The following is a 12581-nucleotide window of genomic DNA, read 5'->3' as shown; positions in this document are numbered from 1 at the left end:
CAGAAAAAATTTCATGTATCAGGCCTGACACATAGGACATGAGGAAAGATATCTTAATATTCTGAAATTATTAACAAACAACAACAAATGTGTCAACAATGCAACTAATGTGTCTGCATTAACCCATATTTGTTGATTTTTCTAAAGAGGGTACTGCGGGTGATGCCCAATTGAGCTGCCGTATTGATCCGGTGCCAGTTGTTCTTTTTCAATATTTTTAATATGTGTTCTTTCTCACATGCTTCGACAAATTTGATTAAATCTTGATGCTCACTGCTGATCAGATCACAAGAGTTATCACTGTTTGTAGGCATATCATTCTTAACGTCTAAAAATTCAAACACACCGGTTGAAAAAAACCTGAGCAGCACATTTTGAAGTTCCCGGACATTTCCGGGCCAGTCATAATTATAAAATTCACTTATTACATAATCAGGAACTCCGTCATATTGACTTGCTTTTGAAAACATCTGCGTAAAATGTTCCACAAGAAAAGGGATGTCTTCCTTACGTTCCCTTAACGGCGGTAATTTTATTGGAATGACCTGAATTCTATAATAAAAATCCTCCCGCATATTGCCCTTAAGCACTTCTTTTTTCAAATCCTTGTTGGTCGCGGCAATAATGCGAAAATCAGCCATGCGTTTTTCATTGCTTCCAATTGGATTATACCCTCCTCCATCTATTGCCCTGAGCAACTTGGCCTGCATATTGAGTGAAAGTTCACCAATTTCATCTAAAAGCAGGGTTCCGTTATCTGCCAGATCTAAAAAACCATGCTTATCAATCACAGCACCGGTAAAGGAGCCTTTTTTGTATCCAAAAAATTCACTTTCCAACAAGGGTTCAGGAATAGCCCCGCAATTAATGGTTACAAAAGCATTATCCTCTCTATGGCTTAAATCATGAATGGCCTTGGCAACCAGCTCCTTGCCTGTTCCGGATTCACCAAAGACAGAAACATTTGCATCAGAATTGGCAGCGCTTAAAATCTGATCATATACATTCTGCATTGTTTTGCTTCTGCCGATAATATTTCTGAAACGGTATCTCTCTTTCAAAGAAGATCTGAGCAGAATATTTTCCTGACGAAGCTGTTTGGTTTCCTCTATAGACGACACCTCTTTTTTCTTTTTTTCCGTCATGTCCCGGAGTGTACACAATAATGCACAAGAAGAGTTCCAGCTTATGACATTACGCTTCTCCTCCACCCATATTATTCTTTTGGTCTTTGAAACAAATTGGTATTCAATTGTATTTTGGACATCATCACTATCAGAAGTTATTATTGTGGATTTATCGTACTTGCTTATAAAATCACGGGAAACAAACCTGTTATATCTTTTACCAACAACATGTTCCGGCGAATCATAGCCTGCCATTGAGGAAAAAGCATTGTTTGCAAACTTATACTCCCCGTCCTGAATGATAACTATTCCATCAGCAAACCGGTTGGTCAGTATTTGATATCGAGCCTCTATTTCCTTTAATTTTTTATTTGTTTGTATCCGTTCAATAATTTTACCCACTCTTTTGCAGACATTGTCAACGAGATCTTTTTCTTCTTTCTGGAAAGGGTCTTTATCAAGCGGGGATATTTCACGTGTATAATAAACTTCCAGAAATCCTATTTTTTTTCCCCCTGTATGTATTTGTGAAACCAATTTTAATTTTGTTGCTTTAAAAAACCTGGATTTATAGTTTATTCCATTAACACAAGCTGTTGCACAAGCGATATCAGGATATCTAAAGCTTGACGGAACAATGTCAACCACAGATTGCATCAGATCGTCAATTGTAAGATTTTCAGTTTCAGCTACATTTGCTATGGAATACACGCAATGAAGCTCTTTAACTCTTTCTTTTAATTTTTCGCGTAATATTTTATTTGTCTGTTGATAGACAGAGACTTTTTTTTCCATTGTTTTATTATTTCCCAAAAGCCTTTTTTGTCAAGACAAGATAAGCGAAAAAAAACACTCTGATTTCAAACTTTTTTTAAGAGTTCTTTTTATTGTAAAAGTGTGGGCAAAAATGTAATGATCGCCGGAAAAATCATCAACAGGATAATACATAAAATATACGCCGGAAGAAAAAAAGAAACCCCCTTAAACACCTCTTTAAGCTCCGTTCCCTTGGCCATACCGGCAACGACATAGGTGGTTGCCCCGACAGGAGGAGTTACTGCACCCAGGGTTGTTACCACTGTAATAATAACCGCAAACCACAAGGGATCACACCCGAGTTCTTGTGCCACCGGAAAAAAAATGGGAATGGTTATCAACAGCAGGGCCAGCGCATCCATAATAGCTCCGCCAACAGCATAAATCAAAAAAATAACCGCCAGCACAACTGTACCGGAAACCGGCAGAGATGCGACCCATGATGCAATATTAAATGGGATACGGGTCAGGGCAAGAAATTTTCCAAGTATCATGGCCCCTGCAATGAGCAAAATAACCATACTGGAGACACGAAGAGTATCCTTAACAGCGGATATAAAATTTTTCCAGGAAAGGGATCTTCTGACAACGCTTATCACCAGGCAAAAGAATGCCCCGGCACCACCGGCTTCGCTGGGTGTAAAATACCCGATATACAGGCCTGTCATAATAAGAAAAAATAAAATCAGCATTTCAACTGCACCGGAAAGGGAAGATAATTTTTCCTTAAAAGAAAATTGCGGCCCCACCGGCCCCCAGGAAGGGTTTAGCCGACACAGGACATAAACGGTAAACATTAAGAGTATGGACAGCAAAATACCCGCCCCAATACCGCCATAAAACAATTTTGCAATGGATTGTTCCGTTGAAAGCCCGATGATGATCAGAACGACACTGGGGGGAATAACAACGCCCAGAGTAGAGCCGCAGGCAATGGCCCCGGTGCTTAAAAGGGGTTTGTAGCTATACTTGGTCATCTGGGGGAACGCCACGGTTGTCATGGTTGCCGCAGTTGCCGTGTTTGACCCGCATATGGCCGCAAATGCTGAACAGGCAAGAACGGTTGCCATGGCAATGCCGCCCCTTATATGCCCCACCCATTTATAAGCAGCCTTGTAAAGTTTTTCATTTACCCCGGAATAAAAGGCAATCTGCCCCATAAATATGAACAAAGGGATCACCGTCAGGCCGTATTTTGAATAAACAGACCAGAGTTCAGAACTCACCATATTCACGCCGGCATTAAAATTAATAATATAGGAAAATCCGCAGAACCCCACAATGGCCATGGCAAAACTCACCGGCATGCTGAAAACAAAAAGAAGCAGCATTAAAATCAAGATGCCGGTGATTCCTATTACCGTAAGACTCATTTATTCACATCCTTTGAAAAAGCAAGCAACATATCACTTAAAAGAACGGCTGCCAGGAGAAAACACCCTGCCGCCACAGCATAGGTGAAAGGATAATAAGCAATTCTCAAAGTTTCAGATACCTCGCCGGCTTCATACAGGGTGTATGCTTTTTTGGCAACATACAATCCTGAAACGAAAAAAAAGGCACAACAGATGCCGGCGTTTATGGCGGAAAGTATCTTTTTTATCTTACCTGGAAATTTATTAAACAGGATATCCACACGAATATGTTCTTTTTTTTTCTGAGTGATGCCCATGGCAAAAGCGGTCAGCACCGCCCCGGCAAAGCCCATGATTTCATAGGTTCCACGGACAGGAACCCATACCTGCCTGAGTACGATATTGGCAAAAGTGAGAAGAATCATGAAAACAAGAATTCCCCCAGCTATTGCCAAGGCACATTTATTAAGAACAGTGTTTATTTTTTCTAAAAATTTCATCTTTATTTATGGATCAGCCGTTATATTTTTTTATCTGTCTGTTTTTATCTGTCTGTTTTTATCTGTCTGTTTTTATCTGTCTGTTTTTATCTGTGTGTTTTTATCTGTGTGTTTTTATCAGATTTTTTATATCGGTTACGATTTGATCCCCCGGTAGATTTTTTTTGTTTGCATCATCAATCCAGTTTTCAATAATAGGGGCAAGCTTGTTGTCCCATTCTGTTTTTTCAGCATCGCTTAAATTAATCACATTGATATCATATGTTTGTTTAGACCAGTTAATGGATTCTTCCACATGGTTATCCATGTATTCTCCCGTCCAGGCTGACTGCTCCCGGACAAGGCCGTCCATGATTTTTTTCACATCTTCAGGAAGTGCATTCCATTTATTTTTGTTCATGATAACGGCAAAAGGATAAATAACTGTATTGGTCATGGTTACATTTCTACAGATTTCCGCAAATTTTAAATCTTTCATCACCTCAAGAGAAGAAAAAAGACCGTTGACAACCCCTTTTTGAAGTGCTTCCGGTGTTGCCGACATGGGCATTCCAATCTGGTTGGCACCCCAGGATTTGAGAATCTGGGCCGCGCCTCCCGAAGCCCTTAAATCAAGGCCTTTAAGGTCTGAAAGGGTTTTTACAGGATATTTAGACATTATATTGGCCGGTGCAGATACAAACATGGTCAAAACCTTTACCTTTTCAAACGCCCGGGGCTGGTATTTATTGTACAGATCAAGCAGCACAAGGCTTCCGGTCTTTGCATCGGGAATGCCAAGAGGAAGGCTTGTGGCATTGGTGGTGGTAAACCGTCCGGGCTGATACGCCATGCAGATACAGCCGATGTCAGCCTGGCCGTTAATCACACCGTCCATCATATCTTTGGCCCCCAGCAGGGTTCCTCCGGGAAAGGTATTAATGGCAACCGCACCATGAGTTCGTTCTTCCACCTGGGTTTTCCATCTTTCCATCTGTATGCATGGAAAAGTGGGTGCCGGCGGAAAATTAGCATAGTTCAAGCTCGTGGTTTTGGCAAAGACAACCGGGGAAAACCCCATAACAAGAAGTAAAGACATCACAAAGACACTCAGCACTTTATTTATTTTCATTTTTATCCCCATTTAATTTTCATTTTTATATAACTGCCACGGGCAGGCTTGGTCTTTAAACTTGGTTTGCCAACAACAAAGATTGAAAGTCGCTTCGCTGTTTGGATTTTTGAAGACTGCGGCTTTAAGGTTTTCTTGTGGCGGTTTTACACTCTTTTATCAAACACCCTGACGCTTTTTCCATGTGTTCGAGGAAGACTGCCATAATCAACTAGTTCCACATGGCTTCTCACAAGCAGTTTTTTTCTGATTTCACGGGAAATCATGTCGGCAAATCCACTATCACTATCGTCACCTTTTACGCCATCTGCATTTTTTTCCACCCGGATGGTCATATAATCCCTTCCATCCTCGTTCTGGGCCAAATGAATCTGATATTCACTGCCGGCATCCTCAATTTTATTGAGAATATCATCAATCTGACTTGGATAAATATTCACGGCCCGAAAAATAAACATATCATCGGTCCGGCCTGAAATCCTGTCATGTTTGGGAAAACAATTGCCGCAGTCGCATTTTTCAGGTATCAGGCGTGTCACATCATGAGTTCGGTATCGAATCAGGGGACTGCCCTCTTTTTTCAGGGTGGTGACCACAAGTTCGCCTTCTTCGCCCACAGGCAGCGGTTTTAACGTGACAGGGTCAATGATTTCAAAAATAAAATAATCCGCCCAGAAATGAATGCCGTTATGCGACGCGCAATCCAGTCCCGTGCCGGGGCCGTATAATTCAGTCATACCGTAAATATCATGGATATGCTTTGCACCCGTGATCTGCTGAATCCGGTTTCTCATGGACAGGCTGTGTCGTTCTGCACCGAGAATAATGGTTTTCAAATTAATTTTTGAAGCAAGATTTCTTTTTTCTATTTCCTCTGCCAAAAGCAACGCCATGGATGCCGTGGAACAAAACACCGTGGTTTGAAGATCCAGCAGCATATCGATATGCATTTCAACATTGGCAGGCCCCAGGGGAACAGCCATGGCACCCAGGCGTTCACATCCGTTCTGAAACCCTGCCCCGGCAGTCCACAAACCATACCCCACACCAATCTGTACACGGTCTTGCTTTGTCAACCCGGCCAGTTCATAACACCTGGCAAAAAGGTTGGCCCAATTATCAATGTCCCGTGCCGTATAACACAGGATCTTTCTTTTTCCGGTTGTGCCGGATGATCCGTGAATTCTCACGATGTCTTCCATGGGAGCGGATCTTAAAGGAAACGGGTAATCTTCCAGAAAATCTTGTTTATCTGTAAAAGGCAGGTTTTCAAGGTCATCCAGGGAGGTGATATCCCCGGGCTCAAACCCTGAATCCTGTAATTTTTTCCTGTAAAACAGTGAATTTTCATATACATGATTCAGGGTCCACTTAAGCCCCTGGCATTGCGTCTTGTTTATTTTTTCCTCATTCATATCAGACGGAATAAAACTCATCGTGCAAAAACTCCCGATCATTCAAATAGTTAGTCAAATAATTTATAGCCTGACTCAAGCAAACCTAAAACGCTTTCAAGAACCTGTTTTTTACCACCCAATTTATGTTCAATGGTTTTACAAATGCCGGCCAGAGATATCAAATCACATTTTTTTTCAAGAACAGCCGTAAAATAGCCCAGCATGACAACATTGACTGATTGGGGATTGCCTGCTTTGATGGCAAGAGTTTCAGCATCCCGGGAATATACAAAAAATCTGTTTGACTCGATCCTGGAAGGACTGTTCACAACGCTGAATCCATTATCCTTTACCAGATACCCATGGTGATGAAAGGTCTCTTCTTTTAAGGCAATAAGTGCGTCAGCCTTTCCAGGCCGGATCAGCGGGCCTGAAAAATCTCCGATCTTAAGATAGGAAATAACAATCCCGCCTCGCTGAGCCATACCATGTGTTTCCGATGTCAGCACCTTGTAATTTTCTGCCATGGCTGTCTCGGCAAGCAGCTTTGTGACAAACAGCACGCCCTGGCCGCCCAGACCACTTATGATGATTTGTTGTTCCACAGACATATTACCCCTCCTGATGATTTATAATAAGAGACCCTTTAGGGCAGACAAAGCTGCACACCCCGCAACCGCTGCACAGTGTATCATCCAGTGACACACAGGTTTCCTCCTGGTTCAATGAAAGGGCCGGGCATTCAAAATGGTTGACGCAATAGCCGCAACCATCACAGGAAGACTCATCCACAACCACCTTTTGAAAATCTTCTTTGAGGATTTTTTTGTCCATATTGAGCAGACACGGATATCTGGATATGACAACGGCAGGACCATTGTCCTTACAATAGTCACACGCTTGCTTGAGCAGATCAATCAGTTCGGGAAGCTTATACGGATTTGCCTGTTTACAAAAATTCACGCCGCAGCCTTGAACGATTTTTTCAATGCTCACCGAGTCACAGGCGTCTCCGGAAGCATCAAACCCCGATGCAGGGGTTGGCTGATGACCTGTCATGGCGGTTGTCCGATTGTCTAAAATCACAAGCACATAGGGTGTTTTTCGCACAACCGTTTCAATAAGGGCCGGAATCCCGGAATGAAAAAAAGTTGAATCGCCAATGGTGGCAATCACCTGGGGTTTTTTCTTATTGTTCTCATAGGCCAGGGTGAACCCGGAGGCCTGGCTGATACTTGCCCCCATGCACAGCACCGTATCCACTGCCCCAAGATTTATTCCCAGGGTGTAGCAGCCGATATCACTGGTGTAAATGCCCCTGGGCGCTGCTTTTTTAATGGCAAAAAAACTGGCCCTGTGGGGACAACCTGCACACAGGGTCGGACGCCTTCCGGCAATTGCAGGCGGTGTGATTTCCTGATAATCAAGATTGCAAAAAGATGAGATCAATTTTTCAATGGTCTCGGGGAAAAGTTCCCCGGCCCGGGATACAAACCCTGAATTTTTTCCTTTAACCTTTTTTTTGTCGGCAAGCTGCATCTCAATCACACCGGCGGTTTCCTCTATAACAAGGATATCTTCATAAGATTCAAGTTCCTCCATAAATTTCGTATGAAGAGGAAACGGCTGAAGAACCTGATACACCGGAATTTCAAGATCCAGGTCTTTTACAATATCCTTTGCACTGGCAGCAGCAACGCCTGAAACAACAATGGCTTTGCCTGATTTTTTTGCAGTGCCGCTCATAAGCGTCGGTTGAGTGGGATTCCAGGCCGCTATTTTTGAAAGTTTTTCTTCAAGCTCTTTGTGAAGGGTTAACCGGAATTTTGGCGTGGCAGCCCATCTTGCCGGATTTTTTTCAAATTCAGCTTCTTTTCTTTCATAAACGATGTCATCCATTTCCATGTTTTGACGGGTGTGACAAACTCTTGTGGTCGGACGAATCATCACGGGAATTTCAAAGGCTTCAGACAATTCATAGGCCAGGCCCACCATGTTCTCGGCCTGCATGGGAGAAGCAGGGTCCAGAACCGGCAGTTTTGCCATGACCGCCATGAGCCTGCTGTCCTGTTCTGTTTGAGAGGAATGGGGTCCGGGATCATCAGCGCTGATAACAATAAATCCGCCTTTAACGCCTGAATATACGGCACTCATCAGCGGGTCCGCCGCAACATTCAATCCCACCTGTTTCATGGCTACAGCGCTTCTTACGCCTGCCTGGCAGGCGGCATAGGCTGTTTCAAATGCTATTTTTTCATTCACTGCCCACTGGGCATGGACAGGAATATTATATTCTTTTTTAAAGGATACGAACGATGCAAGAATCTCGGAAGAAGGCGTTCCCGGATAGGCAGTTGCAATCTCGCACCCATTTTTGAGCAGGCCGTATGCAAGAGCATCGTTACCCAACATCAGTTTTTGTCTGGTCATAATCTCCACCAAATTTAAATAATCAAATTTCATTTGCGTTTCTGCGGACAGTAACATTGCAGAGAATGAAATAAAAATCAAAGCTTTTTTGATTTTTTTACTTTTTGATCATCTTTAATTCAGTGGATAACACCCTATTTTGATGAATCCGATCCAAGCCCCGGCCGGTAAAAGCTTCTCAACGTCTCAACTCCTTTTTTCACCCCCAGGGCAGACTGGTCCAAAGCCTGTTTTTCATCCGGCGTCAGGTCCAGTTGAATAATTTTTTCAATGCCGTTTCTACCCAGCAGCACCGGCACCCCCAGGAAAACATCATAATAACCGTATTCGCCCCTCAGGTATGCAGACACCGGAAGCACCCTTTTCTCGTCCTTTACAATGGCCTCAACCATTTTGGCAACCGATGCGCCGGGCGCATAAAATGCACTGCCTTTTTTCAGAAGAGAAACAATTTCACCGCCCCCGGTACGGGTTCGGTCAATCAATTGATCAATGGTGGCCTGATCCATAAGCTCACTTACGGGGATACCATTGACCCTTGTATACCGTGACAGCGGCACCATGCTGTCACCATGCCCCCCCAATACCATGGCCATGACATCCCCGGGCCAGACATTGAGTTCTTGTGCAATAAAATACCTGAATCGTGTGGAATCCAGCACACCTGCCATGCCAATGACTTTTTTAAGAGCAAACCCTGACTCCTGAAGCGTTACCATGGCAATAATATCCAGGGGATTTGAAACCACAATAACAATGGCGTTGGGAGCGTATTCGGCAATGGCCAGGGATGCTTTCTTTGCAATCCCCACATTGATTTTCATCAAATCCATGCGGTCCATCCCGGGTTTTCTGGGAATGCCGGCAGTTATCACCACCACATCAGAATCAATAATATCCTTGTAATCATTGGTCCCCGAGATATGAACACTGTATTTTCTCATGGGTGCGGCATGAAGATAATCCAGGGCCTTTGCCTGGGGAAGGCCTTCAACCACATCAACCATGACAATATCAGCCAGATTTTTTTCTGCAATATAGTAAACGGCAGTTGCGCCCACATGGCCTGCTCCGATTATAGATACCTTATGCATTAGTCTGCCTCCTTTATGGTCTTGGCAATCAGGTCCGCAGATTTTTTCAACGTCTTTATCTGTGAATCTTTGAGCCGAGGTTGAATCACTCTTGAAATGCCTGTTTTATTGATCACACAGGGAAGGGATAAGGCTACATCCGAAATTTCAAACACCCCGGACAGGACATGGGAAACCGACAGCAACCGCCCGGTATCATGACAGATGGCTTCAGCAACTTCAGCAACCACGGCGGAAGGTCCGTAGTATGCTCCGGCCAGCCTGGCCAGGTCAACGATCAGGTTTCCGGCCTGCCTGGTTTTTTCAAATATCTCCTCCATCCGGTCTGATGATAAAAAATTATCCAGGGAGATGCCCGATACACTGCAGTAATCCTTTAATATAATCATATCATCCATGTGCCTGCCAATCACCTGGGCAGATACATTTTCCGTGGAAACCTTGAGTTCTTCGGCGATGAGAAAACGAAGCCTTGTGGCATCCAACACACCGCCAATACCCATGATCTGATTTGCCGGAAGACCGGAGATCCGGGCAAAAACCGTTGTCAGAAAATCCACGGGTTCGGTCACGATAATGACCTTGGTGTCAGAGCCTGTAATTTTTGATGCATAAACATCGATAATCTTTTTGTTTTCCCAAAAAAGTGCATCCCTTGTCATTCCCGGTTTTCGCACAGCCCCGGCAGTGATGATGATGATATCACAACCAAGTACGTCTTCGGGCCTGTCAGTACCTGATATTTGGGTACGATACCCCCGGATGGGGGCCGCTTCCATCATGTCAAGCGCTTTTCCCTTTGCCGTTCCCTTCCGGATATCATAAAGCATCACATCGTCCACCCCTTTTTCAGCCAAAAAAAAGGCAGTGTTTGCACCCACATTACCGCTGCCGATAATTCCGATCATGGTATCCTCCTTTGCTGATTTACCTTAAAGGCCCACATTTTAAAACTCCACATTGATGAATGACTTGTCTGAATCTGATTAATTGAATGGAATCTTAGCTTTGCACTGAATTGTAACATACGACAATCAAATTCCATAATGCTGCTGATAATAAAAATTTTATTCGAAACAAACAGGAAAAGTCAAGAAATTATATCGGGTCCGGCTATTTGATTGCCGCACATCAAATAGCCGGATAAATTTATTTGGCGGGAGTACAAACCTTAAAATCAATGCACGCTCATCATATCACAAATCAGGTGCAGGCCTTTGAAATAACATGTCTGCCCATTGAAATTATGCGATTATGGTTGGGCTTAAAACTTTTTTTGCCTGAAGACATGTATAGCCGTTTTCATACAAAAAAGATTCAATTTGATCGGATATTTTAGATCCTTTTTTAATAATTCCCTGATCATGTAATTCAATAATCCTGAAGATCGCTTTTGACAAATAGGTAAACCCTAAAAATATTTTTTGGGCGCTTTTTTCCTTATTACCCAGAGTAACGTCACCTCTTTCGTCATAAATTGTCTTCAAATCCTTTTTGATTTGACTTACTTCATTATCATCTTCAGCCAATAAAACAGTACCATACAAGCAGAATTTAAATATAACTCCACCACCTTGTGCAGAAGACCCCAGCAGACTTTCCAGCCCCATAAAAGCATCCAGAACGGCATCCCGATCTGTCTGCGACACATAACTTCTGCCCCAATACCAAAATGCCTGTTTTAAATCAGGCAGTTGTTTAATTGCTTTCCGGGCTTTTTTCATTAATAGTTTAACTGAATTTAAATCTATCTCTTCAAAATTGTAAACCATACCCCCACAGGTTCGGGTCTGCCTTCGAAAAACCCCATAAAAGCCGGCTGACAATCGATTGCCGATGGTGTCGTCATAAACAATCATGTCTTCTCTAAAACCGGTAATAGGCTTTTGCCCTGACATCAAGGCCCATTTGCAAAGATCTAAAGTATCACATATTTCATTTTCAATAAGAGTGGTTGCACGAACCTTTTTGTTGCCGATCTCATATGAAGTTTCAAGTAATTTAGGTAAAATGGAACCCGTAAATTCTATGAGAGCAACTTTTTCATTAAAACCATAGCGTTGCAGGTCAACATAATCGAATTTATCACGATGCTTTGAGATATAAATAAGCAGCTGCTTTGCTGAATACAGTTTTAAATAAATATTATTAGATAATTTATAACCTTTAAATTTTCCGGAATGATTCACATATAACAATGGGCATCTGGCTATATAAATAGTCTTTTGACTTACAATTTGCTCAACGATCTTATTTATTAAATTTATTTTTTTGGAAACCGGCAAATACCAAAGAGTTATGTTCGCATCTTTAGCCGCTTCATCATAGGCTTCATCACTTAAACTTCGTATTACAGGATTTTTAATATACTTTTCAAAAACCAAAGATTTCCAGGTGTTTTTATCCTGGTTTGAGTCTGTCAAAGTTATTTTAAAAGCACCTTTTTCCCACATATAGTCATAAAACTCATTTATCTCCCGTCCGTTTTCGGGTGCAATTATTTTTTTTGCTTCAATACGATCATAACAAGGAAAATTAAACTTTGAGATTGGAATATGAGTTGAATCAAGATCACAAATCCCATAAATTGTCTTTTCCACCATAGGCACTTTGATCTGTTTGTTTTTTAAAAACTCAAGATACCAGGTTATGGTTGTTTTAAGAATAATTTTAAGTTTTTCTTTTTCAATTTTCTTAAGCTTTATGTCAGGTAATGTCAGGGTATTTTCTTTTTTATTATTCATGATTAAA

Annotated in this window: 10 protein-coding genes; all 10 read right to left on the bottom strand. The window is 42.3% G+C overall.

The features are described 5' to 3' along the window. Window positions 1-104 precede the first annotated feature (104 nt). Window positions 105-1922: a sigma-54 interaction domain-containing protein gene (locus tag BLT94_RS02375; protein ID WP_092230025.1), complete on the bottom strand. Its 1818-nt coding sequence runs from the start codon at window positions 1920-1922 to the stop codon at window positions 105-107. A gap of 89 nt (window positions 1923-2011) precedes the next feature. Further along, the gene (locus BLT94_RS02370; RefSeq protein WP_092230023.1) at window positions 2012-3316 is read right to left on the bottom strand and encodes a TRAP transporter large permease; all 1305 of its coding nucleotides are present in this window, start codon (window positions 3314-3316) and stop codon (window positions 2012-2014) included. Further along, the gene (locus tag BLT94_RS02365; protein WP_245742912.1) at window positions 3313-3723 is read right to left on the bottom strand and encodes a TRAP transporter small permease; all 411 of its coding nucleotides are present in this window, start codon (window positions 3721-3723) and stop codon (window positions 3313-3315) included. Before BLT94_RS02365 ends, BLT94_RS02370 begins: the two co-directional genes overlap by 4 nt. Before the next feature lie 175 nt (window positions 3724-3898). Beyond that, window positions 3899-4909 (bottom strand): TRAP transporter substrate-binding protein, encoded by a 1011-nt coding sequence (locus BLT94_RS02360; protein WP_092230100.1) that lies wholly within the window; start codon window positions 4907-4909, stop codon window positions 3899-3901. Between the two features lie 146 nt (window positions 4910-5055). Continuing rightward, on the bottom strand, window positions 5056-6345 hold the full coding sequence (locus tag BLT94_RS02355) for a phenylacetate--CoA ligase family protein (protein WP_092230018.1): 1290 nt from the start codon (window positions 6343-6345) through the stop codon (window positions 5056-5058). Window positions 6346-6374: 29 nt separating this feature from the next. Then, window positions 6375-6917: a 2-oxoacid:acceptor oxidoreductase family protein gene (locus tag BLT94_RS02350; protein ID WP_092230016.1), complete on the bottom strand. Its 543-nt coding sequence runs from the start codon at window positions 6915-6917 to the stop codon at window positions 6375-6377. Between the two features lies 1 nt (window position 6918). Next, complete coding sequence (locus tag BLT94_RS02345) at window positions 6919-8736, bottom strand: thiamine pyrophosphate-dependent enzyme (protein ID WP_092230098.1); 1818 nt, start codon at window positions 8734-8736, stop codon at window positions 6919-6921. 134 nt (window positions 8737-8870) lie between these two features. Then, window positions 8871-9830 (bottom strand): malate dehydrogenase, encoded by a 960-nt coding sequence (gene mdh, locus BLT94_RS02340; protein ID WP_092230014.1) that lies wholly within the window; start codon window positions 9828-9830, stop codon window positions 8871-8873. Continuing rightward, a complete protein-coding gene (locus BLT94_RS02335) occupies window positions 9830-10738 on the bottom strand; it encodes a malate dehydrogenase (RefSeq protein ID WP_014958197.1) in 909 nt (302 codons plus the stop codon). Before BLT94_RS02335 ends, mdh begins: the two co-directional genes overlap by 1 nt. 336 nt (window positions 10739-11074) lie before the next feature. Further along, on the bottom strand, window positions 11075-12574 hold the full coding sequence (locus tag BLT94_RS02330; protein WP_014958198.1) for a hypothetical protein: 1500 nt from the start codon (window positions 12572-12574) through the stop codon (window positions 11075-11077). Window positions 12575-12581: the final 7 nt, after the last annotated feature.

The sequence above is a fragment of the Desulfobacula phenolica genome, from assembly GCF_900105645.1.
In the GTDB taxonomy this organism is placed as follows: domain Bacteria; phylum Desulfobacterota; class Desulfobacteria; order Desulfobacterales; family Desulfobacteraceae; genus Desulfobacula; species Desulfobacula toluolica.
This window is presented reverse-complemented; position numbering and strand designations above follow the sequence as displayed.

Excerpts from the sequence above, each read along its gene's own strand:
- BLT94_RS02375 (WP_092230025.1), bottom strand. The coding sequence starts at position 1,922 with ATGGAAAAAAAAGTCTCTGTCTATCAACAGACAAATAAAATATTACGC.
- BLT94_RS02370 (WP_092230023.1), bottom strand. The coding sequence starts at position 3,316 with ATGAGTCTTACGGTAATAGGAATCACCGGCATCTTGATTTTAATGCTG.
- BLT94_RS02365 (WP_245742912.1), bottom strand. The coding sequence starts at position 3,723 with ATGATTCTTCTCACTTTTGCCAATATCGTACTCAGGCAGGTATGGGTT.
- BLT94_RS02360 (WP_092230100.1), bottom strand. The coding sequence starts at position 4,909 with ATGAAAATAAATAAAGTGCTGAGTGTCTTTGTGATGTCTTTACTTCTT.
- BLT94_RS02355 (WP_092230018.1), bottom strand. The coding sequence starts at position 6,345 with ATGAGTTTTATTCCGTCTGATATGAATGAGGAAAAAATAAACAAGACG.
- BLT94_RS02350 (WP_092230016.1), bottom strand. The coding sequence starts at position 6,917 with ATGTCTGTGGAACAACAAATCATCATAAGTGGTCTGGGCGGCCAGGGC.
- BLT94_RS02345 (WP_092230098.1), bottom strand. The coding sequence starts at position 8,736 with ATGACCAGACAAAAACTGATGTTGGGTAACGATGCTCTTGCATACGGC.
- mdh (WP_092230014.1), bottom strand. The coding sequence starts at position 9,830 with ATGCATAAGGTATCTATAATCGGAGCAGGCCATGTGGGCGCAACTGCC.
- BLT94_RS02335 (WP_014958197.1), bottom strand. The coding sequence starts at position 10,738 with ATGATCGGAATTATCGGCAGCGGTAATGTGGGTGCAAACACTGCCTTT.
- BLT94_RS02330 (WP_014958198.1), bottom strand. The coding sequence starts at position 12,574 with ATGAATAATAAAAAAGAAAATACCCTGACATTACCTGACATAAAGCTT.